The organism is Nitrospira sp. BLG_1, assembly GCF_047338595.1.
Lineage (GTDB): Bacteria > Nitrospirota > Nitrospiria > Nitrospirales > Nitrospiraceae > Nitrospira_D.
This window is the reverse complement of record NZ_JBLFBO010000022.1, coordinates 1-25,822: the sequence shown is the minus strand read 5'-3', so window position 1 is coordinate 25,822 and position 25,822 is coordinate 1. Positions and strand designations below refer to the sequence as shown.

The 25,822-nt window shown below is 58.2% G+C and carries 37 protein-coding genes; all 37 read right to left on the bottom strand.

Going from position 1 to position 25,822, the window contains the following annotated elements:
• Positions 1 to 23: 23 nt before the first annotated feature.
• The gene (locus tag ACMTNU_RS14430; RefSeq protein WP_413935967.1) at positions 24 to 1,745 is read right to left on the bottom strand and encodes a hypothetical protein; all 1,722 of its coding nucleotides are present in this window, start codon (positions 1,743 to 1,745) and stop codon (positions 24 to 26) included.
• The gene (locus tag ACMTNU_RS14425) at positions 1,742 to 1,921 is read right to left on the bottom strand and encodes a hypothetical protein (protein WP_413935966.1); all 180 of its coding nucleotides are present in this window, start codon (positions 1,919 to 1,921) and stop codon (positions 1,742 to 1,744) included. The genes ACMTNU_RS14430 and ACMTNU_RS14425 overlap by 4 nt, the downstream gene beginning before the upstream one ends.
• A complete protein-coding gene (locus tag ACMTNU_RS14420) occupies positions 1,918 to 2,373 on the bottom strand; it encodes a hypothetical protein (RefSeq protein WP_413935965.1) in 456 nt (151 codons plus the stop codon). The genes ACMTNU_RS14425 and ACMTNU_RS14420 overlap by 4 nt, the downstream gene beginning before the upstream one ends.
• The gene (locus ACMTNU_RS14415; protein WP_413935964.1) at positions 2,370 to 3,032 is read right to left on the bottom strand and encodes a hypothetical protein; all 663 of its coding nucleotides are present in this window, start codon (positions 3,030 to 3,032) and stop codon (positions 2,370 to 2,372) included. Before ACMTNU_RS14415 ends, ACMTNU_RS14420 begins: the two co-directional genes overlap by 4 nt.
• A 6-nt stretch (positions 3,033 to 3,038) precedes the next feature.
• Complete coding sequence (locus ACMTNU_RS14410; protein ID WP_413935963.1) at positions 3,039 to 3,491, bottom strand: hypothetical protein; 453 nt, start codon at positions 3,489 to 3,491, stop codon at positions 3,039 to 3,041.
• 1 nt (position 3,492) lies between these two features.
• Positions 3,493 to 4,131, bottom strand: a complete 639-nt coding sequence (locus tag ACMTNU_RS14405; protein WP_413935962.1) for a hypothetical protein — start codon at positions 4,129 to 4,131, stop codon at positions 3,493 to 3,495.
• Positions 4,132 to 4,212: 81 nt separating this feature from the next.
• Entirely contained in the window at positions 4,213 to 5,154 is a 942-nt protein-coding gene (locus ACMTNU_RS14400; protein WP_413935960.1) for a hypothetical protein, read from the bottom strand.
• Positions 5,138 to 5,485 (bottom strand): co-chaperone GroES, encoded by a 348-nt coding sequence (locus tag ACMTNU_RS14395; RefSeq protein WP_413935959.1) that lies wholly within the window; start codon positions 5,483 to 5,485, stop codon positions 5,138 to 5,140. Before ACMTNU_RS14395 ends, ACMTNU_RS14400 begins: the two co-directional genes overlap by 17 nt.
• Positions 5,482 to 5,628, bottom strand: a complete 147-nt coding sequence (locus ACMTNU_RS14390) for a hypothetical protein (protein WP_413935958.1) — start codon at positions 5,626 to 5,628, stop codon at positions 5,482 to 5,484. Before ACMTNU_RS14390 ends, ACMTNU_RS14395 begins: the two co-directional genes overlap by 4 nt.
• Positions 5,628 to 6,431: a hypothetical protein gene (locus tag ACMTNU_RS14385; protein WP_413935957.1), complete on the bottom strand. Its 804-nt coding sequence runs from the start codon at positions 6,429 to 6,431 to the stop codon at positions 5,628 to 5,630. The genes ACMTNU_RS14390 and ACMTNU_RS14385 overlap by 1 nt, the downstream gene beginning before the upstream one ends.
• A gap of 23 nt (positions 6,432 to 6,454) precedes the next feature.
• Positions 6,455 to 7,360: a hypothetical protein gene (locus tag ACMTNU_RS14380; RefSeq protein WP_413935956.1), complete on the bottom strand. Its 906-nt coding sequence runs from the start codon at positions 7,358 to 7,360 to the stop codon at positions 6,455 to 6,457.
• 27 nt (positions 7,361 to 7,387) lie between these two features.
• Positions 7,388 to 7,885: a hypothetical protein gene (locus ACMTNU_RS14375; RefSeq protein WP_413935955.1), complete on the bottom strand. Its 498-nt coding sequence runs from the start codon at positions 7,883 to 7,885 to the stop codon at positions 7,388 to 7,390.
• Between the two features lie 11 nt (positions 7,886 to 7,896).
• Positions 7,897 to 8,571 (bottom strand): hypothetical protein, encoded by a 675-nt coding sequence (locus tag ACMTNU_RS14370; protein WP_413935954.1) that lies wholly within the window; start codon positions 8,569 to 8,571, stop codon positions 7,897 to 7,899.
• Positions 8,568 to 9,341 (bottom strand): hypothetical protein, encoded by a 774-nt coding sequence (locus ACMTNU_RS14365; protein WP_413935953.1) that lies wholly within the window; start codon positions 9,339 to 9,341, stop codon positions 8,568 to 8,570. Before ACMTNU_RS14365 ends, ACMTNU_RS14370 begins: the two co-directional genes overlap by 4 nt.
• Positions 9,325 to 9,546, bottom strand: a complete 222-nt coding sequence (locus ACMTNU_RS14360; protein ID WP_413935952.1) for a hypothetical protein — start codon at positions 9,544 to 9,546, stop codon at positions 9,325 to 9,327. Before ACMTNU_RS14360 ends, ACMTNU_RS14365 begins: the two co-directional genes overlap by 17 nt.
• A gap of 27 nt (positions 9,547 to 9,573) precedes the next feature.
• Positions 9,574 to 11,442, bottom strand: coding sequence for a hypothetical protein (locus tag ACMTNU_RS14355; RefSeq protein WP_413935951.1), 1,869 nt, complete (start codon positions 11,440 to 11,442; stop codon positions 9,574 to 9,576).
• The gene (locus tag ACMTNU_RS14350; protein ID WP_413935950.1) at positions 11,429 to 11,731 is read right to left on the bottom strand and encodes a hypothetical protein; all 303 of its coding nucleotides are present in this window, start codon (positions 11,729 to 11,731) and stop codon (positions 11,429 to 11,431) included. The genes ACMTNU_RS14355 and ACMTNU_RS14350 overlap by 14 nt, the downstream gene beginning before the upstream one ends.
• A 9-nt stretch (positions 11,732 to 11,740) precedes the next feature.
• Complete coding sequence (locus ACMTNU_RS14345; protein WP_413935949.1) at positions 11,741 to 11,983, bottom strand: hypothetical protein; 243 nt, start codon at positions 11,981 to 11,983, stop codon at positions 11,741 to 11,743.
• Positions 11,984 to 12,403: a glycoside hydrolase family protein gene (locus ACMTNU_RS14340; RefSeq protein WP_413935948.1), complete on the bottom strand. Its 420-nt coding sequence runs from the start codon at positions 12,401 to 12,403 to the stop codon at positions 11,984 to 11,986.
• 96 nt (positions 12,404 to 12,499) lie between these two features.
• Complete coding sequence (locus tag ACMTNU_RS14335) at positions 12,500 to 12,880, bottom strand: hypothetical protein (RefSeq protein ID WP_413935947.1); 381 nt, start codon at positions 12,878 to 12,880, stop codon at positions 12,500 to 12,502.
• A 101-nt stretch (positions 12,881 to 12,981) separates the two neighbouring features.
• Complete coding sequence (locus ACMTNU_RS14330) at positions 12,982 to 13,857, bottom strand: hypothetical protein (RefSeq protein WP_413935946.1); 876 nt, start codon at positions 13,855 to 13,857, stop codon at positions 12,982 to 12,984.
• Positions 13,844 to 14,359: a methyltransferase domain-containing protein gene (locus ACMTNU_RS14325; protein ID WP_413935945.1), complete on the bottom strand. Its 516-nt coding sequence runs from the start codon at positions 14,357 to 14,359 to the stop codon at positions 13,844 to 13,846. The genes ACMTNU_RS14330 and ACMTNU_RS14325 overlap by 14 nt, the downstream gene beginning before the upstream one ends.
• A 34-nt stretch (positions 14,360 to 14,393) precedes the next feature.
• A complete protein-coding gene (locus ACMTNU_RS14320) occupies positions 14,394 to 14,882 on the bottom strand; it encodes a hypothetical protein (RefSeq protein WP_413935944.1) in 489 nt (162 codons plus the stop codon).
• Positions 14,883 to 14,884: 2 nt separating this feature from the next.
• Positions 14,885 to 15,121 carry a hypothetical protein gene (locus ACMTNU_RS14315; RefSeq protein ID WP_413935943.1) on the bottom strand — a complete coding sequence of 79 codons (237 nt, stop codon included), beginning with the start codon at positions 15,119 to 15,121 and terminating at the stop codon, positions 14,885 to 14,887.
• 13 nt (positions 15,122 to 15,134) lie between these two features.
• Positions 15,135 to 16,376, bottom strand: coding sequence for a fibronectin type III domain-containing protein (locus ACMTNU_RS14310; protein ID WP_413935942.1), 1,242 nt, complete (start codon positions 16,374 to 16,376; stop codon positions 15,135 to 15,137).
• A 588-nt stretch (positions 16,377 to 16,964) separates the two neighbouring features.
• Positions 16,965 to 17,744 (bottom strand): hypothetical protein, encoded by a 780-nt coding sequence (locus ACMTNU_RS14305; RefSeq protein WP_413935941.1) that lies wholly within the window; start codon positions 17,742 to 17,744, stop codon positions 16,965 to 16,967.
• 11 nt (positions 17,745 to 17,755) lie between these two features.
• Positions 17,756 to 18,109 carry a hypothetical protein gene (locus ACMTNU_RS14300; protein WP_413935940.1) on the bottom strand — a complete coding sequence of 118 codons (354 nt, stop codon included), beginning with the start codon at positions 18,107 to 18,109 and terminating at the stop codon, positions 17,756 to 17,758.
• 9 nt (positions 18,110 to 18,118) lie between these two features.
• The gene (locus tag ACMTNU_RS14295; RefSeq protein ID WP_413935939.1) at positions 18,119 to 20,380 is read right to left on the bottom strand and encodes a hypothetical protein; all 2,262 of its coding nucleotides are present in this window, start codon (positions 20,378 to 20,380) and stop codon (positions 18,119 to 18,121) included.
• The gene (locus ACMTNU_RS14290; RefSeq protein ID WP_413935938.1) at positions 20,380 to 20,763 is read right to left on the bottom strand and encodes a hypothetical protein; all 384 of its coding nucleotides are present in this window, start codon (positions 20,761 to 20,763) and stop codon (positions 20,380 to 20,382) included. Before ACMTNU_RS14290 ends, ACMTNU_RS14295 begins: the two co-directional genes overlap by 1 nt.
• The gene (locus ACMTNU_RS14285) at positions 20,763 to 21,776 is read right to left on the bottom strand and encodes a cellulase family glycosylhydrolase (RefSeq protein ID WP_413935937.1); all 1,014 of its coding nucleotides are present in this window, start codon (positions 21,774 to 21,776) and stop codon (positions 20,763 to 20,765) included. Before ACMTNU_RS14285 ends, ACMTNU_RS14290 begins: the two co-directional genes overlap by 1 nt.
• A 55-nt stretch (positions 21,777 to 21,831) precedes the next feature.
• The gene (locus ACMTNU_RS14280) at positions 21,832 to 22,011 is read right to left on the bottom strand and encodes a hypothetical protein (RefSeq protein ID WP_413935936.1); all 180 of its coding nucleotides are present in this window, start codon (positions 22,009 to 22,011) and stop codon (positions 21,832 to 21,834) included.
• A gap of 48 nt (positions 22,012 to 22,059) precedes the next feature.
• Positions 22,060 to 22,695 carry a hypothetical protein gene (locus ACMTNU_RS14275; RefSeq protein WP_413935935.1) on the bottom strand — a complete coding sequence of 212 codons (636 nt, stop codon included), beginning with the start codon at positions 22,693 to 22,695 and terminating at the stop codon, positions 22,060 to 22,062.
• A gap of 177 nt (positions 22,696 to 22,872) precedes the next feature.
• Positions 22,873 to 24,078, bottom strand: coding sequence for a hypothetical protein (locus ACMTNU_RS14270; protein WP_413935934.1), 1,206 nt, complete (start codon positions 24,076 to 24,078; stop codon positions 22,873 to 22,875).
• Positions 23,999 to 24,526 (bottom strand): hypothetical protein, encoded by a 528-nt coding sequence (locus ACMTNU_RS14265; RefSeq protein ID WP_413935933.1) that lies wholly within the window; start codon positions 24,524 to 24,526, stop codon positions 23,999 to 24,001. Before ACMTNU_RS14265 ends, ACMTNU_RS14270 begins: the two co-directional genes overlap by 80 nt.
• Positions 24,519 to 24,770 carry a hypothetical protein gene (locus tag ACMTNU_RS14260; RefSeq protein ID WP_413935932.1) on the bottom strand — a complete coding sequence of 84 codons (252 nt, stop codon included), beginning with the start codon at positions 24,768 to 24,770 and terminating at the stop codon, positions 24,519 to 24,521. The genes ACMTNU_RS14265 and ACMTNU_RS14260 overlap by 8 nt, the downstream gene beginning before the upstream one ends.
• Positions 24,771 to 24,861: 91 nt before the next feature.
• The gene (locus ACMTNU_RS14255) at positions 24,862 to 25,245 is read right to left on the bottom strand and encodes a hypothetical protein (protein WP_413935931.1); all 384 of its coding nucleotides are present in this window, start codon (positions 25,243 to 25,245) and stop codon (positions 24,862 to 24,864) included.
• 345 nt (positions 25,246 to 25,590) lie between these two features.
• Positions 25,591 to 25,809: a hypothetical protein gene (locus ACMTNU_RS14250; RefSeq protein ID WP_413935930.1), complete on the bottom strand. Its 219-nt coding sequence runs from the start codon at positions 25,807 to 25,809 to the stop codon at positions 25,591 to 25,593.
• Positions 25,810 to 25,822 lie beyond the last annotated feature (13 nt).

Below are 25,822 nucleotides of genomic sequence, written 5' to 3'. Positions count from 1 at the left end.
TGTAAGCCCCTCCAGCTCCATTGTCATCCTCTTCCCGCGCTTGGTTGGCTCCCTGGGATATAGACATCCGCCTCAACACCGAATAACTCAACCGTATCGTTCGCATCCCCCCGAATACGGACGGAGAATACTCGACAGGTTTGGCCGACGTTGAATTCAACCATTTGTCGGGAGGGGGTAGAGATCGTCACTTCTTGGGCGCTAGAGCCATCGATGAGACACTCAACCTGAAGCTGGATATTTGATGTATCGATGTCCAGATAGATTCGCTGGAGTACGGCATGTTGGGAGATGTCCTGGAGGTTCCCCCCAAGTTCCCAGTCGATGGAGATGCCTGCCCCCGTATCCGTTGTGAGGCCCTGTAGCTCTAGGCTCTGCGCGTCCCCATTGAAGCTCGCATAGAGGTTATCATTCGGGTTCGACATGGTAATCGTGGAGCACCCTACCCCTAGCTCCCGCCACGTCTGGGCCATGGTGTGATACGCCAGCGTGCGCGAGGTGTTCGCCAAGAAAATCTCGTCTCGGCCATAGGCGATAGAGGTGGGGGAGAAGATAAAGTCCAGCTCCGTCGTCGGCGAGAGCCTCGTGAGACCCTCAAACTGATCCCATCCAATCGGTATCGTACGTTGCCCATCGAAGATACGAAGCGTGCGATCTGTGGCGTAATAGACGATCCCCGATGGCGTGACAGCAATGACCCAACTATTCCCCGGAACGATCCCCTGCGTGGCACTGATCTTGGTTGCGACGAACGGCTCAGTTGTTCCATCGATTCGGTAGATGCCATCTCCCCCAAATGCCCAGTTACGTTCGTTCCACTCAACCCCCGCAATGATGCCGGAGCCGGGAGAGCCTGTCCGCATGAACCCCTGCACACTCTCAGGCCGTCCGGGGGGGCTATAGTAGATCCTCTCCTGAGACCCCGAGCTGGAGCCATCCTGGCACCAGAACATGCGTTGGAGGGAGGGACTCCACCAGGGGAAGTTGTAGCCTGCATCCGGCTTGACATTATCAAAGAACAGGAGGTCCGTGTTCAGGTTCGCATCGACCGTGTTGTCGTTGTATGTCGTCGTGGAGTTATCGCTGATTGTCGTGAGGAGGAAAAAGAGCGATCCTCCTGCCGAGGTACGATAGATATGTCGGCGATCCACCTGTGCGTCGGTGGACACCGGGATGCTCGTCAACTGCACCTGCCGACTGGCTCCGATCGTGACGGAGGCCGCGCTGGAGGGATTGCTCTCTGACCCGGTCAAGGAACTCCCGAAGGTGACGCGATATTGGTACGTCCCCGCCGCCATTGCTCCTGCACCGTTGTCGGCTGCGGTGGGAGCTGTACTAGGGGCCGCGATACCCCATTCATGGACAGTCGTGGGGGTGCCGGTACGAAACTTCCCCTTGACTCCACTGGAAGAGATGAAGACCCAGTCTGTGCCACCATTCTCGACAGGGGCCACAATCGTGATGGGGCGATCCTCAGTGAGACTCGATGTCACGATCGAATTGCCGTAATACATCGTCGTCGAGGTGGAGATGATTGGAAACCCCGTTCCATCGACCCCGATCTGGATGGCATTGACGGGGTTTGGGGCATTCACGTTGGCCCGCTGACTCCCATTGCGCGACCGGAGCGACGGCTGGCGAACGGAGTGCATCCCTACTGAACGACGCACGAACCCCTGCATCGTCTGCTCTTTCCCGCCGAGGACCCAGAGGCCCTTGCTGAAGTCGTGCCAGGAGATTCTCATTGATGCGCCTTCATGGTATGAATTCTCACACAGGGACCAACTGAGACAACATATTCGGTCATGACGTATCGACGGATCTCCTCGCAGATCTCCTTCGTATCGTAGGGGCCGAGCATCACGGATTGATCCGTGCTCGCCACGACGGCAATGAAGTACCACACAGCGACAGCAATCATGGTCCCACCGCCAGGGGTACCCAGCGTTGAGACTTACCATCATAGATCAATGCCAGTTGCGACCCGGCAGTGATCGTCAGGGTTGTGCCGGTGCGAAGCGAGATACGATTCTCCTCCTCGATGCCAGTGAATTCATGCCTGAGCGTAATGGTCTGTGCGCCGTTGTTGCGGATCGTCGCGACTCGACCATCGAATCCGCCCGCGAACCCCCCGAGGGTGAGGGCGGTCACGCTGGAGAGGAGGAAGAGACTTCCTGCCCCGAGTGTATGGACTCCCTTGAATCCTGCCGCATCGGGAGTAATCACTTGCGCCGTCTCGCCCTCCCCCACAAGAGGAGTCGTCAGACTTTGGAGGATCTCATTCAGCGTCGTAATGAGTTCGTTCATCTCCTCGACCGAGATCGTCTCGCTTCCCCCGCGCCTGATCTGTGGGATGGAAGTAACCTTCTTCACAATTGCACCATGGAGAGAAGGAGCGTAGACATCTGCTCGCACATCTGGGCCATTGTATCGTCTCGGTGATTGCTCTCGCGGGAGAATTCTCGGGAAAGGATCTCATAGGCCAGCGGTAGCTCAAGCCACTGTGGGACAGCGACCTGGAGCTGAGTATGGAAGAGGGTCAAGGTGCCGGGATAGTCCGGCACTGGATAGAGTCGGTAGGTCCTCGTTCCCTCACCCTCCGTCACATACCCTACCGGCTCTCCGCGACGGTCTCGCCACTGTGGGTCGAAAGACTCAAGGGATCGAAGCGAGATCGGGTCCAATTGACGATCCTCAAAGAACACCGCCACGATTTTCATGGCGAGTGTGGGAAGGGTCACACTCGTTTGGCCGGAGGAGATGGATTCTGTGCTGATCTCGATGAGCGCCGTCGTCCAGGCCAAGTCTCGCATGACCGCGTCGAAGAAGGTGTCGAATGTGTGGGAGTCGATCTCCCCGATCGAGAGGCTGGAGGCAAGGGAAAAGATACGAAGTTCACTGATCGAGAACGCATCGAGCTGGACAAATTCCCCCACGCCTACCGAGTCAGACACCACCAGCAGGACGAGGTGCATCCTCGGGGTGACTGACTCAGAGACGGTGACAGCATCAAAGACGCTGACATCAGGCATGGGGTTCTACCATTGATAGCCCTTCCCGTTGAAGGACTCGTTATTGTTAAAGTTACGTTGCTGCTGACTGTTCTGGTTCTGGGCACTGGCTCCAGCACCGGACTGGGTGTTGTTCGTCACCGTATCGCCGCTCCCTTTCAACCCTTGCCCGATCGCATACCCAGCATAGGCTCCCGCCGCGCTCGGGAGGGCATACTGTAAGGGTCCCGCAATATACCCCGGGGCCGAAGTATGGCGGTCATTCGGGGCCACGATGAATGAGCAGTTTGTGTACCCATCCGCCGTCTTCGTCTGGCATCGCTCCATGAAATTCCGTTGCTGAGTCGCGGCGAACGGCGAGGGGTCTGTGATGGTCCGCATGACCACGTAGGACCCACTTCCGTCAGGATACCCAATCGCGCTGTTCGTTCCGCACCCAGCCAACAGGACTGCCACTCCTATCAAGATCCACGCTCGCATCTCAACCCTCCTTTAATTTTGCCCCCAATGGTTCCGGCTGATCCTGCACCACATGCAGGCGCTCGGCGAGGAATTCGGGGCGGGCTTCCTCGATGAATCGGTTAATCGCCTGCTGAGAGGCCGCAAAGTCCTTTTGCCGCAAGAGAATGATCCCTTCAGCCAGCCTCAGCAGTGACTCATGGTACTCCTGGGGGATGAAGACCGTGTCACTGTCACTCCCATACCCAACATACATGGGTACATACACAATGTCAAGCGTGATGGAGGAGGAGGATGTGGGGTAGATGAGGAGATAATCCTGCCCCAATTGTGTCCAGGCCTCGTGGCGTGGTCCGACTTTCCCCCACCACAGTCGGTCGAGGTGAGTGAACTGGGAGAAATCGGAGAGCTTCGTCAGATCGCGCCCCCCATCCCGCACGTGCATGACACGGAGGCCGAGGTTGTTGGTGGTGAGGCGATAGTGATTCTGGCCGGGAACTGTCGAGAGGGTTGTCGTGCTTAGCTCAGGCTTGAGCGCGAGGTACATCTGCCACTGGCAATTGAGGAACACCTCCCGAACAAGGGAGCGAGCGTGGAATTGGCCCTGTGCATCTCGCACCCGTTCGAGGAGGATGTCAACCAGATTGCCGATGGTTGCCACATTACTTGCCTTTCTTCTTTCCCTTCTTCATACCTTCCTTACACATCTTCTTCATGCCGGTCTTATACATCTCATCACCCCCTATCTGGGCCACATGGAGAGAACCTGATCTTGAGCCGTGCGGATGTCGGAATCACTCATCCCAATCCCAGGTACGCCGAGAATGAACGTAAGATCGTCGAATTGATTGTCGGACTGCATCAGCTCACGGATGTAGACTTCCCATTTCGTCTCCTGGGTCCGCATCTCGTTGCGCCAGAATGCGGCCTTTTCAATCTCACCCTTGTCAGCCGCCTGCGCCATCTTGTAGCGGTAGATATCGATGAGGACACCTTCCTTGAGCGCGTACTTCTGAAGCTGTGGCGGGAGGGCGTCTTGGGGCTGCATCTCCCCCACGTTCGGCCACCAAATGTACTTGAGTGTGAGGGGGTCCTGCTGGTAGGGGTAGATCTCCACTCGCCGCGTGCCGTCTGGGAGGGCTGGAGCCTCCGCCACGATGTCAGGACCACGGCCGACGGCCTGCCTGGAGGGGTAGGCTTTATCGAGTTCCTCTCGCTGCCTCAAGTCAAACGCGATTCGACGCTCGGCGTAGATGAACTGACGACCGATGAATGTGGCGAGGGGGTCGAGGGGAATCCATTGCTGGACGATCGTGTAGGAGGAGGCGGAGGCTGAAGACTCCGTGTAGGGGGAGGCGATCTTGAGGACTCCAGATGTTACATTGACGATTTCGTGCCAGACGACTTTCCCTCGAATGTGTCGCCCGATCATGTCTGATGTCCAGGCCGCTTGGGCTGTCGCATCACCAGTGATGAGGTCTGAGCCGAGGGTAAAGTTGGCGAGCCCAGCCGTCACTTGGCCAGGCACCCTCAGCTCACCGACTCGACGAAGGTGACGGAGACGGACTCGTGTGGCAAGTTGCTGGTAGCGGGCGACTACCCACTGTGAGGCAAGGAGATGCCCAGCGGAGCAATCACAGGCGGCAAGGGCATCGCGTGCGACATCTTCAACTCGATGCGGCATGGATGTCCTCAGAGACCGACAGGGCCAACGGTCCTAAGGGGTTTTCGAGGTCTGGAGGGATGATCGCAATGATGTCATCATGCTGGAGGATCTTGAGGTCAAGGCCGTTGTAGGAGAGGTCGATCCCGGCATAGCGACCGACGACGACACGATCGCCAACCTTGACGAGCGGCATCCGCTGCGTGAAGTTCACCCACCAAGGCTCGTCACTGACTGCGTAGACCGTTCCCAAGCTGCAATTGTCCCTCGCGTTTTCAGGGACGATGATCGAGCCAATCTTTTCCTCTGGGGGATCGAGCTGGATAGCAACCTTGCCTGGTATCATTTTCATGTCGTCTTGGTCCTTTTCGTGCGAGAGCGGGCGAAATCTCGAAGCTGGTCCTCACTCATGCCAGTTTTCGTTTTCTTCCCCGCTCGCTTGCGGGCCAGTTCAGCACCCATGAAGCGTTGCTGCTTCTTTGAAGTCGAGGGCACTAGACCTCCTGAAAGAACATGATCCAGTCATAGGTCACGGTCTGGGACGCGCCACGGAACCCGGTGATGAACTGCATCACATCAGCAGCGGCGTTGGGGAGATTCGCATCCCCCGCCGCAATCGTCTTGCTTACCAGCGCCGTTCCATTGTGGTAGGGGATCACGTTCCCCAGCTTATCCACCACGAACCCGATGATCACATAGGTATCATCGACAAGGACGCTCGGGAGCATCAGCGTGCGCTCCGTCGAGGTCCCATCCTGCCGAGCATGGAAGTCGAGATTCGTCGCTGCGTTGGCTTTCTCGAAGAAGATGCCGTCGGCGGGAAGGGTGTTCGTGACGGTCGGCTCGGTGTCGGGAGTCCCAAGCCCGAAGAAAAACTCCATCGATGTGATCGTGGAAAGCTTGCAGCGGGTGAAGCACCAAATTCGCTTACCGACTTGGTAGACGAATCGAGCCCCGAGAGTCGTGCTCCCGTATTGCAGGGTCGGATCGCAGTTTGCAGTCGCGTCGGCAGTCAGGACGATCTCACCGTGACGGAGGTTGTTGATCGCGACCGTTGCTGTACCAGTAGCACCGGAGAGCGCCCAGCCAGAGCCAGAACCCTCGGCAGTGGGACCTTCCCAACCGAAAAACTGGTTAAAGTACCCCACGACGCCAGCGGCCCCAGATGTACTCGGCTCGCCGTCTCGGGGGAGGATCTGCCCAAGAACTTCGAGGGGAAGTCCATCGTAGGGATGGACATGTACCCCTCCCACATCTTTCGTGTGCCGGTAGACCCACGGTGAACGAGATCCACTCATGTTCGGGCTCCTTTCCTCGTGGGCTAGCCAGTGCTGCCGTCGATCCCACGCCAGCTCCCGAAGGTGCTGACAGTGTGGCGCTGGTAGCAGGTAAACACGGCGTTCTTGGTCCAGGGATTGTCGAAGTTGTCGAAGATCGGACGGTCACGCCAGCGGAAGTTGATGTCGTGCTCGCCCTTCTTCGCCTGAAGGTGCCAGTGGTTGGCGTTCGTCTTGTAGTGCGAGACCATCCAACGGAGATCCTCCTGCACCAGCGCGTTGATTTCGTTGTCCGCGCTGTAGGGCCGTGAGGAGCTGCCGAGGATCTCGCGGGCGATGAAGACGTTCGTCGCGCTCACGATCGCCATCGTGGGGCGGATCAGTTGAGGCAGTCCGCGCTCGTTGGTGAGGTTGTGGAATCGGATGAGCGCGTTCTGGATCGCGGTGACGCTGAATCCGATGTCGGTCGAGGGACGATTCGCCTGGCTCGTGCCGGTCGCGAAGCTTACGTGGGCAGTGGAGCAGAGGGACTCACCCGCTGTGAACCCGACGAATGAGGTCGAGAAGGCGTTGTTGTGAGCGTCCCAGCCTGCCACCTCTTCCCGGTTGCGGGAGCTGCGGGCCATCTCGCGGACCATGTCGGCCATCGTGCCGTACAGCTCGTCTCGCCACATTTCCCAGGTAATCTCGATCGCGAGACCGTAGGGAGTGGCGGTGTAGGCTTTCGTCCCGCCGAGGATGGGCTGGTCGAGATTGAACTGGCTGCCCTCGGGTTTTTCCCCCATCGGGCCGAGACCGGACATTTGACGGTCGGTCTCTGGGTTCCAGTTCATATCCTCGACATTGACAACCTGTGTGTACTCGGTGGGGTATTCTTTCCCCGTTTCGAGATACACTTTGCGTAGGTCCGGTGCCAGAAGGGCACTGAACGCTTGGCGTGTCATAGACATGGGATGCCTCCTTCGTTGACTTCAGACCTACGTGTTGTAGACGGTCGTATCTTCCAAGAACACGAACAGGACTCGGGATCGGACGGTGCCCGCTGTAATGTCGGTGTTATTCTTCACGCCAACGATGCAGACACAGGTATTGGTCGTGTCGTTCTCGTCCACGTACCAGTTGTTGGACGAGTCCACCTGGAGGGCGTAGTCGGTGAACATGTTCGTGATGACGAGAGCATGGTTCTCGTTCGACTGATCCTCCAGGGTCGCCTCATAGACGAAGTCCGGAGTCGCGGGCCAGTAGAGGCATTCAGCACCCTGCGTGCCAGTTGAGTTCCCCGCTGCGACTCCGACGATGTCGGCGACAGGGTCAGCCGAGGCTTCGACAAGGTATCCAGATGAGCGAATGAGGGGGGCTCCAACCGTGAAATCCTGCGAGGAGCCTTCCTGGCCGCGCATGAGTCGATGCCCCATCCCCGAGTGCTGGCTGGGCCGGATTGAGATTGCGTTGGAGAGAAGTGTGCTGACAGCCATGATAGCCTCCTTTACAGTCCGTCAATCCTGCCGTCGCGGAGCGATTGGTCGAGTTTTTGGTTCGCTGCCATTGCGCCTCGGGCGCGGGATTCCATCGTCTTGAGGAGATTGGGGTCCATGTTGTCGGGTGTGTGGACGATGACGCCACGACCACGGTACTTTTCGCCGAGTTCTTGAAGGGTGCTGTGGGAGCTTCCCGACATGCGAGCGGCCCGCTCACGCTCCAAGCGGAGATGAGCATCGTAGAGAGGCTTCGGGATACGCATGAGGATGACATCACCAACTCGACGATTACCTGCGACATCCTTGACTTCGATCGCCTCAGGCATGTCACCGCACACGATCTCCCAGCCTTTCTCACGGAGCTTGTTCTTGACCATCAAGCCGCGAGCGTGGCTCGGGGAGTCGAAGTTGACCCAGCAGTATTCGTAGCCAGGCTGGCGATTGGTGACGGAGAGTTCGTCCATCTGGGAGACAAGTTCGGATTCGAGTGTGAGGGAATTAGGATCGATCGCTTCGACCCCCTCAACCTTCGCCCGCTTTTCACCTTCTTCGGCCAGGATATCCGCTCGACGCTTCAATTCCTCATCGCGCTGATGACCGGCGGGGGGGAGGCCGGGCTGGGTGGACTTCACGTCTGAGCCAGGGCGTCTGACGAATGGACGAGATTTGACTGCGTCACTCATGCTTTCACTCCTTCAGCTTTGCGGGCCTTGACAAGCTCCTCAACAGAGTTATAGCCCCAAGACTTGGCATATTGCTCGGGGGTGCGACCCATGCTTTCGAGGATCGTCAATTCTTCTTGGGAAAGGCCGTTGGCTGTCTGGGTGTCGTCCTTAATGACGGTCGTGCGGCTTGTCTGGCCGGTGCTTCCGCCGGTGTCTCGGTCGCGATCCCCTCGAACCGCTCCACGGCGAGCCTCTTCCTCGATCTCGTCCATGTGTTGGCCGACGATGAAGGAGTAGGCGGCGAAGTAGGCATTGGGGTTCTTGAGGTCATCGGGGTGAGCATTCGCCAACGCGGCCTCGATTTCCTTCTTGTACTTCTCATAGTGCTTCATGCGAGGGGTGCCATCGGCCTTGCGAGACCCCATTGCCATTTCACGGGCCATTGCGGCGAGGCTGCGAGTGTTGGAGTCCTGGGTTGCCTGGAGAGTCTGTTTCCACTTCTCCTCGCGGGAGCCGATGAGTCCGACGACCTTGGCGAGGCCAGCTTTCGTGTTACCCTGCTCAAATTCGGCAGCGATGTCTTCGAGGGAGGGTTCAGCGGGAGTCGTGTGCGGTGCGCCGACTTGGGTATTGCGGGCCGCTGCGAGGGCTTGAAGGGAGGCGTTGATTCCCTCGAAGGCTTGCTGCATGCCGGTCTGGAGGGCGGTAAATTCCTCGCGGCTCACCGGGGGAGGGGTGGTGGAGGTCGTCGATTCGGTTGTAGTGGTCTCTTCAGTTCCCTCTGGCATGGATCGCCTGCTCCTCTCGTTCTTCTGCTGTGGCGTCAAGGAGGAGGACTTGAAGTGCCTCGACGCGGCCTTTGATCTTCAACACCGTCTCGAAATCCTTCGCGTTCATGAAATTTGACTGAGCCTCGTGAATGCGTTGAGTGAGATACTCTTTGTAATCCTCATACCCAACTCGATGTTCCTTCAGCGCGTCAAGCCATATCATAGGGCATCACTCCTGCAATTGCAATATCTATGCCTGTCCAGGTTCGACATTGCCAGTGGGTTGCTGTGCGGGGTTGGCTCCCTCCATGAGCATGGGGAGGAATGTCATCATGGCTTGAGCCTGCTGTATCTGATCGGCCTGCTCCTGCGCCTGCTGAATCTCGGGGGCGATGTCCACGATGAAGGTCGCGGGGTCGCGGGTCTGGTCGAACGTGCGTAAGGTGCGATCGAGGAGTTCCCCGAGCGCCTGAGAGGATTTGAGCGCGACGGTGCGAACCTGTTCGGGGACTTGGGGATTGGAGATCATCGCCACGAGTTGGATCATCTTTTCGTAGTAGGGTTCGAGGAAGTTCGCGAGCATGATGGCGTTCTGGCGATCAGCATCTCGGTTGATGCTGGCGCTGGAGGCAGTGAGTTCCACGCTCACATGCTGGTCGAATTCTGGGTCCATGAGAAGCTCGATGACGAGACGGCCTTCCTCGGGGCCTAGGCGCTTGATGATGTGGTCCTCGATCTCGATGTCGCCATCCTTGAGCAGCTCGCTGTATCGCCACACCGCCTGTCTCACAGCCGCGCTCGTCGCCAGCCGTACGCCGTCGAATGCAGGGGTGAAACGCTTGTTCATTTGCTGGATGAGGGAGAGGGCTGTGATGCCAGGTGTCCGATTGCCGAATGTCTGAGACTGTGATGGCTGTGTCAGTTCGTTCGCCCCCACTCGACGCTGCGCGAGGGAGTCGATCATGGCTTGAGTAGCTGGGAGGGAGTTGTAGATGTCGGCCATCGCTTCAGGTTTGAGATCGTCTGGGTCCGCGAGGGGTACAACACGATTCGGCCAGAGTTTGAGGTTATCGGGAACCGTGCCGGTGCGGGCCTTCCAGATGCGAGCGTTGGCGAGGATAACATTGAGTAACTGCTGGTTGTGGAGGATCGTCTCCTCCTCCTGCAAGGTCTGCAACATCTCCATGATCCCGATGCCCCAGAAGAGATGTGGGCGAATCTGGTAGCACATCTTTTCAATGGGGCGCTTGTCGTAGGGGTTGTAGCGGACTTCGAGGAGGCTATTGCTGGTTCGGTCCCAGGTGATGAGGAGATCCTCGTCGAACCCATCATCGTCGATGTCGTAGTAGGCATAGAGGTAGTGGATCTCGAAAATATCCACCCGACGAGTCGTCTCATCCTTCGTGCGGGCGAGCGTCTCGCGGCGATGGCGGACCCAATCCTTCGAGGCAGTGGGGGTACATTTCGAGATGTCCCACTTCCTATATTTTGCGCGTCCATTCAGCTCCGATTGCGTGTGCCAGAAGCGTAGGCCGATCCAAGGAATCTTCTGCACGTCGAGCATGACGCCGCCGGGGGTGATAACGTCTTCGACGGGGTGGGCCAGGACGACGGGGCGACGGGACTTGACCTTGAAGGAGTGCGCCTTCTGAACGTGCTCCTGGAATGGGATGTAGTACACTCCGGTTCCAAGCTGGCAGTCGTCCATGATGGCCTGCTCAGCAGCGAGACGAAGATCTAGTTCATTCTGGGCCATGTAGTTGACCCAGGTCTGAAGGGCCTTCGCGTGGCGGATGAATTGGGGGCCGTTGACAGCGCGACAGGTGATGATCGGGCTGACAGTGTAAATCAGGTCGATGATCTGGGCGTAGATCGAGTCGCAGGCGATTGCGCCGAGCGGAACTTCGACGTTGGGGGCGTTCTCGATTGGGGTATTGACGACGGCCTTCTTGGGGACTGCCTCATATTGACGAAGCAGATCTTGCCACAGGCGCTCCTGAGCAGACTTGGCCGCGTAGGCATCCTCGACTTCTTGCTGGACCCACTGCCCGCACTTGCCGAGCTGTTCAGCAGTGGGGTTAAGCACCTCACGCTGCGGATATTTCTCAAGGGTTCGCATGGGGGCCGGGGATCTCCTGCTTATCCGTCGCTGCCGCAACCACAACGCGTGGCTTGTCATATCCTAGTGCGCCGATGAGGACGGGGACGAGGCCCGCGACGATTGGGCCGAGCGAGAGCGCGTCAAGGTTGCAGCCGACTTCTTGGAGTTTCATGGTGAGGTATTCGTAGACCGCTGCGCCGGTACCCACACCAATGAGTGTCTGCTTCTTGTTTGTCCATGCTCGATCCACGAAACCTTCGACAGCTTTCGTCACGAGAGGCATTAGTGCAGTCATCCAGAGTGGCATGGTGTCCTCCTATCGACGAGTCAGGAGCTGATCGACCTTGTTTTCGAGGCGCTCAAGACGGCGAGTCAGTTCAGCCTGGACTTGCCAGTAGCCACGTGTCTCCTGCTCGATTTTCTGCTCGGCGACTGAGACGCGCTCGCGGATGGAGCTAACCTCAAAGGCTGAGGTCGTTCGGTCCCCGAAGTAAAAGACAATCCCGACGACGATCCAGCTTGCGACAGTACAAATCTGGAAGAATCGGTCGAAGTTCATTCATACCCTCACCCAATCATTGTGACGCATCATGTAGGCCAATTCCTGTGCCCGGGAACCGACCTGTTTGGACCATTGGCTGTTCAGCATCTCGACAGCGGCTTGCTCACAAGCCCCACCGCTGAGGGCATGGAGCATTTTCTCGAACTTGAGGAAGCGGGGGAGGCCCAAGTTGAAAAGCATGGAGAGGATGACATATTTACGGATTTGGGTGAGGCCGGAGAACCATGGAAACGTCGCGGCTTCACGCTCACACCGCTCGATGTCGCTCGCGAGGAGGACGAGCGCCTCAACCTTGGAGATCCCGACATCCGTGAGGTTGCGACCGATTCCGATGGTGAGCTTGCCGACGATATCGCGGTAGGGTTTGAGGCGCATGCCTTCATGACGGATGAGGAGATCACGGAGGAGATTATCCACGTCGCCTCCGAAATGGGCCCCAGCTTCCCGGCTCAGGGGTTCCACAGTGGGAGTGGACACTGTGGCGGGAGAGGGAGAGGCGGGTTGCTGGGGTGTTCATGTTCCAGCCCCGATGCCGCGAATGTTGGCAGTCGCACCGGAGAGGTTGTTGATGGTGTTTTGCACGAAGCCGTTGCCGAGATCGCCGTTGAGGATGATGAGGAGGCCCCCGGCGCTGACGGTGGGGCAACCAAATCCTTGTGACGGGAGACCACCGTTCAAGGCTACGGTGATAGTACGATCGGTTGTGAGGACGAGTGACTGAACACTGTCGAGAAAGTTGAGAGGGATAATCGTCCCTTCGCCAGTCGAACCGTGGGCAGGAATCTCAACCGCGAATGATTGTAGTTCGTCCGCTGTCACTCGGCGGCTCAAGGGAAACCCGGCAACCGACATCCCGTCGATCTTCACTTGTACGGTGACTTCGAGTGTCGGCACGGTCCCTCCTCCACTTGCAAAATCTATGCCACTCATCTTCTGACATAGCTTCGATCTTGTCAAGCACGGAGGCGAGAATAGGCCAGCCGAGAGGGATGGAGCTATTTTGGTCCACGTGGTTTACCTTTCGGTCGATGACGGACGGGGACGTAGAGGGGGTAGCGTTGTCCGTCATTGGTGATGTGGAAGCAGAAAAAGCCGGTGTCGCAGAGGAAAGGGTAGCGTTCTTTTGCGAGGGATTTCCAGCCGGACTTTTCGAGGTACTTGCCGGTGATGACACGGTTGCACCAGGCCAGGTCCTCGGTGCCGCTGAAGCCGTGGGGGGCTCCAGTCTCGGGGTCGAAGAAGATCCCGGCGGGGTTGTCGAAGACGCGCTTGATCGTACCGATGCCTTTGACTTCGTACTCAGGGGCATCGTCCCACATGACCTTCATGATGCTGCGGTGGATCAAGGTGCAGCCCATCGGGATTCCGTCCACCATCACATGATCCCCGAGCCTCCAGCCGGTGAAGTGACCGTTGCCGCGACCTCGGTAGATGAGGGGCTCAGGGGGGTCGCACTTGGCGAAGTAGAGTCCACACATGACGGGGTACTTCTTCCCATACTGACGAATCAGCTCTCCGATCTTGACGAAGCCGGTGGGTGGGAGGATCACGTCATGGTCGAGGAAGAAGAGCCACTCGAAGCCTTCCTTGATGAAACGATCCACGACGATGTTACGAGCTTCTGGAACTGCATAGCCGAGGGGACTATCGGAGGGCATCATCGGCGTGCAATCGCTGTGCCCCCAGTTGCAGGGGATGATCTGATTCCATCGCGACATCGCCCATTCGCTACGGAGGGTGCCGGTCATGGGGATACCGATGAGGAGCTTCTTCGGTGCGAGGGCTCGTACATCGGGGTTCATGAGCAGACGCATGTAGGGATGGTTGAATTCGTTTGTGAGTGACACATTCTCCCGCTTACTTTTTCTCATTGCGCTTCTCCATGCGGATTTCGATGTTGCCTGAGTGGTGGATCGCCACGTCCACGATCTTCCACGGCTTGGGCTGATAGATTTGGTAGAGGGGCTTGTCGGGGTCGAAGTACTGTGGGGTCGCTTCGTTCCAGGGTTTGATGTGCGTCGGGTCCTGCCAGTGGCCGAACGAGCCTGGGTAAGGCATGGCGAGGAGGAGTTGACCTTTTGGCTTCATCACTCTCCACATTTCGTTCATCAGATCGACATGGAGCTTGGGGTTGAGGTGCTCCATAACATGGGAGAGGATGATGCGATCGAAAAGGGAGTCGGGGAAGGGCCAGGGCAGGACTTCGATATCGTGTACCACATCGACGCCGTCGAGTTTGCGGCGGTCCATGCCAACGGCTCCGGGGGTTTTCCCTGAGCCGCAGCCTGCGTCGAGCCAAAGCTGGCCGTACTTGTTCTTCCAATGACGATGGGGGGCATGAGGCCCCCCACGATGGGATCGAGAGACTGACATATGTCCACTCCTTCTGAGGTGAGAGAAACAGCGATTATGAGTAGCGAATCTCGTACGTCGCGTTGAGATCCTGGTTCGTGTTCCACTGACTGGTGCTGTACGTATTTCCCGCCATCATCGTGCCAGCAGAGGTTGTGTTGTTGATGATCCCGATGTTCTGCAACGTCACAGCGGCAGTGATATGAGAGCTGGACGAAGCAAAGGTGGCAGTGAAACGAGCTGTCTTGGAGCCGACGTTGGAGAAGGTGACGGTCGTGCGAGTGTAGGTCGCAGTGTTCAGCTCACCGTTCAGGGTATTGTGCGTGGCGTTCGGGGCTGTACCGGTGCCAAGCATCATGCGGGAGATTTGCTTGGAGTTGGCACCTTGGCCGAGGAGATCAACGAGGTAGTGAGAGAATCCGAGGTCCGTGACCTGGTTCTCGCGCCAACCGGAGTCACCGACCACCTTGCCGTTCTTGACAATGTTCAACCTGAAAAACCCTCGCGGGCGGATGATGCTATGAGCCTTCTTTGATCGAGCCATGACTAATCCTCCTTCGGGGGTTGGATACAGAGTTGAGCAGTGTCGTTGACGGAGAGCGCTTCGCCGGGATGGGTGGACGTGGAATAGGTCACTTCCCGAACGACTGCACCGAATGTGGCGTGGAATTCCTTCGCCTGATCAAGCGAGGAGAAGCAGAAGTGCTCCTCCTTCCCACCCTCATAGACAACGGTGAAGCCAGGGAGGCCATTGATGACTCGGACATGCAGGTTTCGTGCCATGCGATCCATGCGCCTACGTTATCACAGTGATTCCTGAAATTCCAGCGATCTGTGTGACGCGGCCTGTGCCGTCTCCGGTGCCGGTGCCAATTGCGACGAACCGCCCCTCGTGGCCCTCTCCCATGAAGATTTGGTCGAAGGCCGAGAACTGGGCTGGGTTGAGCATGAGGCTCACAAGCTCTGTGACGGCGAGGGAGTCGAATGGGCTAATCTGGTTCGTGGGGAAGATGATGGTGACAGCTTCCTCGACCGTGATGGCGTCGGCTCCAGAAACTCCTGAGACGATCTCGATGCTATGTGACTCAGCCACCGTCACAGCGTCGAAGGACGAGAGGAGTTCAGGGCGCTTGAGCGTGATGGACTCGCTGAGAGTGACGGCCTCGAAGACGGAGATAGTCAAGGTAGGGGCCGTAGCGAGGAGGAGGGAGACTGATTCGGTGACCGTCAAGGTGTCGATTCCCACAGAACCGTTATTAGCGACGAAGACTTGCCAAAATTCGGCGACGGATCTGAGATCGAACGCACTTGGTTTGGGTGCGACATTCACCGTGACTGCCTCGGCGACACTCACTGATTCGATCTTGGTGAGGGAGCCCTGGAGGATACTCACCTGATACCAGTTCCCGACTGGGCCACGGACGAGCTTGGAGACCTCTGTGCCGAAGCCGGATTCGTTGTTGCTCGTGTCGTAGGCCGTGACGTTGAAGTAGTACGTGACGCCCTTCGTCAGGTTATAGATCGTGTGGCTTGGGGTCGCTGGGGTTGCCGTGAGCCCCACGTCGATGACTGTGGTGTAGACCCCTGAACTGGTACCGTAGTAGACCTTGTAGCCTGCGAGATCGGGTTCAGTGTTGGCGGTCCAAGAGACTTGTGCCGCTCCGACGTTGACGCCGACAGAGTCAGAGACATCGATGACGCGGGGAGCGATGCTGCTCAAGAAAACCGCATCAGCAACCCCTACAGCATCGAAAACCGTAATACGACGAAGGCTCAAGTCGATTGTCGCAAATTCCGTCACGGCCACAAGGTCGAATCGACTGACGCCGAGCGTTCGACCCGCTGAGACGAATTCAGTCACCGTCACTGTATCAGAGGCCGAGACGAGGAGGCGCTGGACGGATTCAACGACGATGACATCGGGGACGACGATGCTGTCGGAGACGGAGATGGTGAGTGTAGCAGGGGGAGCCGAGACAGGGTTGACGGAGACTGCCGATATCACCCAGTCGTCAGAGGCCCCGAGATCCCAGGACATTGTAACAGTTGTAGCTCCCGCCTCATTACTGGAGCCATAGATTCCGTATCCGCCGATGAATGTGTTTTGACGCTCAGTTTGACCAGCTCCAACTGATATGGAGCTAGCGGCACCAGGAGCGACGACACCGTCAATTACTATGGCATCAGTTTCACTAGAGGCGTCAACAGTCGCCGTTGCTGTACTGCCTGTCGCATTTGCCCCTGTTCCAACTGGGGTAGTACCATCTACACCGTTAAGTGTATAGGCCGTTATTGCACACTCAAGACAGGCATTTGTAAATGATACCTGTAGTGTAAAAGTCCCTATGCTCGGGTTCAAAACTCCCCACGACTCTGTTGCGAGAAACACCCCTCCTCCACCTATATCCTCGACAACAGCATATGTACCAGAAAGAAGTGCGAGGCCCGCACCATTGAAGGTTACACCAGAAACAGTAACCGTATTACTCGATGGGCCCGCATGAGCATAGCGTACTTGTACAACGAGACAGGGATTCGAGCCACTCGACGTGTGAGAAAAGCTGACCGTTGAACTGAAGGAGTTGTCGGTGAAGTTCGTGACGTTGGCGACGGTGGCAGGCATGTGCTATGTCACCGTGATCCCAGTTGGGGGATTTGGGGGTGTCGTGTCAGGTGATCCAGTAGGAAGACTCACACGGACATGGTCCCACCACATTTCGTCTGGATTCGACCTGTCAATTGGGGGGGTCCAAGTTGGTGTAAAAAAGAGTTGGCTCACATTGGCATCTGGGGTATTGAGATTGTTGAGGTTGAGGATAAGCGAACCATCCAGCCAATAGCGCACGAAGCCGTCCCGGTTGCTGACTGTGCTACTCGCCTTGTAGTGCATCTCGAACTGAAACCAGACCCCTAGCGGGACTGGAGTGGGGGCATTCCATTGACGCAGGAGGCATGGAAAATCGGGGTCGGCGACATAGAAGTTTTCCGTGATATGGCAATTATCCAGGTACGTATCATTCTGCGGTTCTGCCGTCGTCCAAAAAAACGATGGAAAGAACTGGCCTGAGCCTTGTTCCCCCTGCCATTTCAGATACCAAGCAATCGAATCATCCGTGAACGAAAAGATGACCTTGTTGGAGCCGTTCCCTGCTCCCTCGAATGGATCGGACAGCTTGTGGAAGAAGCTCAGGTAGAACTCACGCGCATTGATGATCGTCCAAAGTTCCCCACCCCCGAATCCGGTTGCGGGATCGTAACGAAATCGCATTGTTTGGGGAGGGCTTATTGGAGCACCGGCATCGTTGACAATTCCGGCACAGTCACCAAACCATCCCCCACCATTACAGGTGTTAAATCCCCAATCGCTGATGACTGTTGAGCCTGCTGGTTCGTTCGGCCACGCCATTGAAATCGCCTTTAGGCTCGCGGGTAGACTTGTTTCGTCACTTTGAAGGTTCGATCAGCACCCTCAGCACTGCCAGAGACGAGGCGGAACTGGCGAAATCCGATGTCGGTGATGGTGATGGACTTGCCTGCTGGGATCGTGATGTCGGCCCCGCCTGATTGCTTCGTGTGCCAAGTGACGCTCGCGGCGGTGCCGCCCTCGGAGACTGCACGTTCTTTGGCAACTTGGAGCGTGATGGTGCCGGTGAGGGCAGAGGGGGCATAGAAGGTGAGGGCCTCGGCGTCCTCGGCTCCGCTGATAGCGTTGGAATTTGTTTGACCGCTGGCGATGACGAGATTCGGTAAGTCTGCAACAAAGCCACCCATGGGAGCCTCCTATTCGATCAGGGTCAGCGCCGGGAGGCGTCCGACCGAGGTAAGTGCGCCGATGTCGTCGTGAGCGATGATTTCCAGGGTGCCCCCTGCAATTTCGATGCCAGCGAAGTCCTCCACCAGTATAGTGTCCTCGATAGGATTGTTCAATGGGAACATCAGATTGAGGAATTCGGTGATCGTGATTGTGTCGTTCGCCGAAATGGGGAGGAGGGGTTCGGAGATCGCGACGGAGGAAGATTCCCCTATCGCCACGTCGCTTGATGCCGAGGCGAAGAGATAGACGGGGAAGATCAGGGTGGTGGCCTCCGCGACAGTGAGGGAGTCTGAGACGGAGATCTCCAGACGGAACCTGACGTCAATATGCTCATCGAGGAAGACCTGATTCTCCAAGAAGATGAAGGAGAGGAGGTGCGTAGTGGTGGCGTCGGTGACTGTGACAATCTCTTCAGCCTGGATGACGAGCCCGATGAAGGAGGCTTCGGTGACGGTGATGGCATCGAACACTGAAGGAACTAGGAAGGGGAGGAACGTCGTGCTCGATTCATCGATGGTAAGGGTGTCGAAGGGGGCAGGTTGGACGAGGAGGTTGAGCGTCTGTGCTTCGGTAGCCGAAATATCGTCGCCGAGTTGGGGCTGGAGGAGCACATGGACGTTGACACCTTCCTGGGTCGTGACGGTGTCACCCTGCTGAGGGAAGACGAGCAGGTTGAGGATCTGGTCCTCGGCGATGGTTAGGGCATCAGCGACCTCTGGATTGAGGGAGGTAAGGAGGACGGTGGAGGATTCCTCTACGGTGGTCGTGTCCCCTGCTTGTGGCTCGATGTGGAAGTTGACCGCTGAGAATTCCTCGACAGTCGAGGCATCGAAGACCTGTGGCTGGAGGAGGATGTGGACACGCTGACTCTCCTCAATCGTCACTGTATCGAAGACACTGACGCTGATGGGGGAGACAGTAGAGGCGATCTCGACCGTGACGCCTTCTTCGATCGTGACGGTATCCCCAACTTGGGGCTGCAAGAGGATATGCGCCCGGTGGTCCTCGGTGATGGGGATCGTTGTCTCGCCGATGCTGGGGGCGAGGGTTTGGAGGATCAGCTTCGAGTCGAATTCGATCCAGGGGGCATTATCGTCCGTCGCCGTTTCGTCCTCGGTGCGATCGCTGCCGGTGTCGCCGAGGCGGAAGGTGGCGGTGCGGTTAGTCGTGGCTCCGTTGTGGGAGCGGATGCCGATTTCGATAACTAGGTAATCTCCCGCCTGCGCAGTTTGGCTCGTCAGGACCACGTTCGTCCAGGCGACGGGGAACATGCGAGACGCGGCGGTGGCGGAGGGGAATTCACTCGTCAGGGCGGAGGTGTCGAAGTCGAGCAGTGTGCCTCGAACAGTGGTGCCGTCGTCGTCCATGATCTTGATGACGAGCTGGGCACGGAAGTCAGCGGCTCCGTTGGATTCGAGCGTGCGGATGATACCGCGTACAGTGCCGGAGATGGTCTGGGCGGCGAGCGGGCCATAGGCGTACTGGCGAGCGAGCACGTCGTAGGGGTTCGTGGCGACGTTCTCCGAGCACGTCTTGTTCGCCATCGCGGTGCTGGTTTTCTCGTGGTAGGACTGGATTCGATCAGCCTCACTGGTCTTCTCCCACCCAGCCGCGAATGAGAAGTTGATGGGGGAGGCTCCGCTGGCGGGGAGGTAGAGCCGCGTCGTGAGGATGTCGGCGGCGGACCAATCGTCGATCTCGGCGTTGTTGACGTTGTCCTGGGCCCAGATGTGGAAGCCAGGTTGGCCGGAGGAGTACGTCGCGTCTACGCGGGTGGCGAGGATGGTGCCGTTCTGCTTGGCAATGAGAAGGGTGCCCACCATGTCGAGGCGAAGGACATCGTTGACCGCGAAGGTACCGAACGCGGCCCCGAGGGTTGTGCCTGCGAGGGTGCCGGTGTCATCGACGCGCCGGATGTTGAAGGTGGTATCGAGATAGGCTGGACGAAGGAAGTATTGATCCGCGTCGGTCGTCGAGGCAATGCGGACAGCGGGGCCAGCGTAGTCGTTGGTGTCCGTGCGAGTCGTGACGGTGCATTGGGCATACTGGGCTGCCGCGAAGGAGGGTGAGACTCGACGTGCAGTGCCCTCAGTGGCAACGGTCGAAAGACGCGCTCGATTGGTGACGACTTGGACGTTGTCTGAGGCTCCTGGGCCGGGGGTCCAATTGCCCCCGTCGCTGATCGGGTTCTCATCGGCTCGGTTGAAATTGTCGGATGAGGATGCCATCAGCGTGTGACCCCCTTGAGCCACATGAGTTCCTTGAGGATGTCCTGCATGCGGGCGGAGGAGTTGATTCTCTGGACTGTGAGCCCGTCGTTGAGGAGTTGGGTGCGGAGAGTGGGACTGAGTACAGGAGCCGCTGCCAGCCACGCATCCCGTTCTGCCTCAGAGTCAAACTTGGGGCTGACTGGAACACTACCGCGAGCAGACTCGACTCGTGCCAGCATGTCGGAGGGCGCATGGAGCCACCAATACTCCGAGTAGCCCATCTGAATCGCTCGGATACCGGATTTGAGGTTCTCGACAAGATGGTCGGAGAAGGCCCAACGGAAGCTATCTCGTGGGGTGCCGGTGCCGATCTGGGCGCAGCGGTATAGCCCGATTGGCATCACAGCACCATGATGCCGGTTGGCGGGCTTGGGGGCGTGATATCGGGTGCGGGGCCGAGGGCCTCCTGAATATTACTGAATGCCGCGAGTTCGTCGGGTGTGAATTGGTCGAACATGGTGAAGGCGGACAGATCGAATGAGGCACCGGAATGGAAGATGTAACCCGCGCAGCCTCCATCGCGAGACCCCACGACAGCCTGGACAAGTTCGGCAGCCGAAGGATCGCCATCTTCTGTGCTCCCGACGCGGCCCTCTTCGCTGAAGTAGAGCGGCTTGTTGTATCCGATGCTGTCGAGGTAGGCGCGGATCGCTGTGGCGCGGGATTGGCACTTGGACGGCCATTGACGGTCTCGGCAGTTGTGGGGGGCACCGAAGCTGGCCCCTGTCGCCACGTAGGCATCAATCGCGGGTGTGAGGAGGTTCTCAGTGTCGTACTCGATCCAGTAGCCGTCTGGGACTTGACCACGAAGGCCACCACCACCCGATGCGCCGATGATGCCGGTGGAGTAGGCTGCGAAGGCCGCGTTGAGGAGGGGCTGGAGTTCGGTTGTGACGTTGTTGAATGCCGTACCGTAGGTGTACTCATTTGCCACATCGAACATGACGTTGGTGTGGGTCTTGAAGGCATTCGTGGCGTTGGTGACGGCGTTGGCACGAGCCGTCGCCGTGGTGAGCCAGCTTGCGGAGTTGGGGATGCCATCCGCAACGAGGATGATGATCTCCACCGCCGCGTTGTTCGTGTTGCAGGCATTGATGAAGTTGTGGACGATGTTCGTTTCGGTCGTCTTGATTGATCCGTTGGAGTTGAAGATCGACTGGGCTCCACTGGGGCCATCGGGGGCGAACTGCTTGTCGAGGATGATGCGGAAGACGTTCGCGCCGTAGCTCACCGCAGTGGTGATGTCGCTCAGGTGCCAGTCGAGAACGTCAAAATAGGTGGGACCCCAGAGGAATGTCGGTATCCCATTTCGGAGGAAGTGAATTCCGCCAGTACCCAGTGTGCCAAAGGCCATGAGGCATTAGAGAGACCGATGGCCCCCCGGAGGGTCGAGGGGCCAGCAGGGGTGGTTATTTACCGAGGCCCCGAGCCTTGCCATTGATCCCGCCGCCGCTCGTGGCGTTGCCGGAGGCTCGACCCACGGCTGGGCCAGTTTTCTTGTCCCACGGCGAGCCGGACATGCCGGGGCGGTTGGAATTGTCTTCGCGGGACTTGGCACGATCAAGACCTTCTTTGTCGGGAGCAGCCATGGGGACCTCCTATGAGCAGTGAAGCAAGATGTGTGCCTAGGATAGCACTTACTTCCCAGTGCGGTCAAACTCTTGCATGCGGGCCGCGATGAGGTGGGGGGCGACGCCTTGATCCCTGAGGTGGGCCGCGATGGCCTCGCGCTCTGAGCGGTTGGCGGCGGGGGGAGATTTGGGGGGCACAAGCGCCACGGCTGAGGCGAGCGCATCGACGAGGTCCATGAGGGCCAGCATGGGGAAGGAGACGATTTCGCGATGGAGGTCGAGCTGGGTTTCGTGGAGGAAGAGACGGCCATAGCCGACGACAGGGTTGAGCGTCGTGCGGATGCGAAACTCCTTTTGGATGTTGGTGGGCTGGGGGACGGGGACGAGCGGGAGACTGACCTTTCGGCGGGAGGCTTCAAGCTGGAGCATTTCAGCGTAGAGTTCCTGCATCGCGTTCGCTTCGCAGCCGAAGACCTTGGGGTGCCATTTCTCGTTGAGTTTGAACACCTCCTCCATGGTGGTGATGGCAGAGGCCTTGCGTGCCCAGGTGTCGAGGACGAGGATGCGGCGGAGGGGATCGGCCCCGATGATGACGATGGCGGAGCGGGCGCGGACCTTTTTGACGTCCTGGGCCTTCTTGCGACCGGCGGGGTCGAGGAAGGCGTAGATGTCAAGGTCGGAGAGTTTGAGGGTGGTGGGCATGATCTATCTAATTCCACACATGATGGACCCATACCTCCCCACCAGTCGTCGGGTCCTCATAAGATAATTCAGGTTCGCAGGGACATACAGGAGAGAGGCAGTGGTATTCCTCCTGGCAAACTGGGTACACATGGATGCGTGGGCAATCATCATTTGAGACAACTTCACCGTATCTCATCAGCGGACCCGGAGATGCATCGACAATCGCTCTTCGGCCAACTGCATCGCATAGACTTCGGGGGTCATCGGCACGCCACGGAGGCCGTCGGGGGCTGGGGTGTCGGGGACTTGATCGCGGGTGCGGAGGGCAAGGTCGCGGTCATCCTCCTCGATTACCAGCACGTCGCCCTGGACCGTATAGTACCGCAGCTCCTCCTCAGGGAAGTCGGTGAGTTCGGGGTCCCCGGCATTGTTCATGTACCAGAGATAGAACATGTTCTTGTGGGCCTTGCGGAGTTCGGCCACGTGGGCGAGCGTGATGTGCTCAGGCCAGATGGGGACACCATCCTCGACGATCGAGCGGGTGAGGCATTCGACGGAGGGATCGCCAGTTGCGATTTGGTCGTAGATGTCGCCCACCGCCCAGCGCGTGCCGATGATGTACTCCAGGCCACGATCCTCGTTCGGGGCGAGCAGAGCGCGGGAGGCGATATGCCATTCGTAGGCGGATTGCATGACGGTGGGGGAGTTCGCGGCCTCGATCGAGATTAGGTCATCCTTGATGAGCACGTTCGGGTGGGCTCCGGTGATGGCTCCCCCCACACCGATCACACGGATGCTCGGGTCCGCGTAGTCGTTGCGGCGAGGGATGAGCATCTCGACTTCGTTCCATTTCTTGCTTTCTTTGCGGGGGTTGTCCCAGCAACGATGGGGCCAGAGGCCACGGAGGAGCTTGTTCGACTCGAATTGATTCTCGATCCAGCGAAGGTGGGCGGACATGAGGTTCTGAGTCTCACCGGCCAGCAAGATCCGCATGTCGGAACCCAAAATACCGGGCCAATAGATGTTCTCGCCGTCCTCTGGGTCTGGCTGGATCAGCATGTGGACGGGCATGGCTTCGGAGACGATACTCGACTTGAGATGTCCTCGGGGCATCAGGCGTTGCTTGCGGTACGGGGGCGATTTCGTCAGCGAGGCACAGAACCAGGAGTGGAGAGTGGGGGAGAGGAGATCTCGCTTGAGGATGCCCTTCGTGAAGGCATACAGATCCCGCTCACACTCGCGCTTGAATTCGAGGACCGCCGGGCCTTCCATGTCCGCCCCGGCCTGACGCACGCGGCCTGTTTTGGTCTCAACGACGATCTCACTCGGGGCCAGGTTGGGTGATGGCGACGGTGTCGATGACTCCTCGATCGGTGGAAGCTCCCTCCTCCGTAGTGCCATGCTCCTCCTGTGCGCGGGCCGCGATTTGTTTGACCTCAGCGCGGACAGCCGTGATGCGGTCCATGTCGCGGCGCTCGATGATGATCTTTGTGACGTGGGTCTCATCGTGGGTTGTGCGTTTGGGGACCTGGACACCCCAGAGTTCTCGGCAGGCTCCAAGGGACACTTTGAGATCCCCGTCTTGCTCGCGGAGGGCCTTGAGACGATTAAATGTATTCAGGGTGTCAGATTCGATATGCGAAAGTGTATCAGCTTGGGTCTCTGGGATCTCCGGCATGGCACGGTTGCGGAGGGAGAGGATGTAGTCCACGGTCTCGGGCATGGAGAGGACCTTGGAGACGACGCGAACGGAGAGGGCGGTTTCCTTGGCGATTTCCTCGATCGGTAGGCGCATGGCTGCCAGAGTCGCAATGCGCCGATCGCGAGTGGAGAGGACGATGTCAGGCATTGGGGAGGCCCTCGTGGCGGGTGAGGTAGACGAGATCCCCTGTGGCGGGGTCAATCTGTGAATAGAGCGTGACGCCCAATGCGTCGAGGAAGTCTGTCTCCCTCACACGAAGCTCTCCACCGAGGGCGTGGGTGATGACTGAGAGGAGGCGAAGATGCTCCTCCTGCATCGCTTCGAGCATGGATTGAAGCTTCCCAACCTGGGAGGCCATCGCTGCATAGTCTTGCGAGTTCTCTATCGCCATCTCGATCTCTCCCTCCAGAGCAGAAGTGGATACACCACCCAGTATGTCACGAGCCCCACGATCGAGGCAAGGTAGGCGGCGAGGTAGGGATTCATGATGTGCGGAGGCCGGTCCATGGAGTTGCCCCCAGACGAGATGGCACGTCAGTTGCATCCCCAGGGAATGTTTCTATCCTCGCGCTGGCCTCCCCCACTGGCACATTCATCTCCCGATCCAGCATCATCACATAGAACGCGGCGTAGTTGAGGAGATCGATGGCATCCCCTCGTGCGACCGTCAACATGCCCCTTCGTTCGGCACCCAAGATTCTCGCCACCCGTCGCTTCAATTCGAAGCTTACATCACGCGAACCATGTGGGAACCCAGCGTAGAAGGAGGTTTCCTCATTGCGGCCTTTCTCATCTCGGTCCTTGATGATCGCAATGGCCTCTCGCGTGACCTGTAAGTAGTCCTCCCATGGGAATCCCTTATCCATTGCTATGCTCCTCCTTGTGTAGGTCGAATACCTTCGCCCCTTCCCACCTGAACCATTCTCTCGTCTCGTGGCGCTCCCAGCGATCGAGGAAATCGACGACGTGATGAAGGAGACCCCCAGGCCACGAGTAGTTCCGTGCATCGATCACACAGCCATGGAAGTGGATATTAACAGTTGGCCGATTCCACCATTTCAGGCGAGGAAAGAGGCTCCATTTGTCCGCGTCTTTTAGTTTATTGATATGCAACTCAAGCTCGATACGGTGTTCGCCCCTTTGTTCGTAGACAAGCTTATATCCAGGTTTGTAAGTGACTTCCCCCAGAACCCTCAACGCCTCCTCCATCGTCATCGTCCACCCCCATCCGTTGGCTTCCTCGTCACCGAAATCGCTGGACCATAGAAACAATCACTCACCACCGCCCTCGCGGTCTTCGTCGCCCAGAGGTGGGTGCGCTCACACTGGCTGTCGGTGCTGAATGGACCCACGATGGTGAGTTGGCCCCCGAGCACCGCTGCGAAGTACCACGCCACGACGATCTCGAAGGCTCCAGTCGGCATATGCACTTACCCCCTCCTC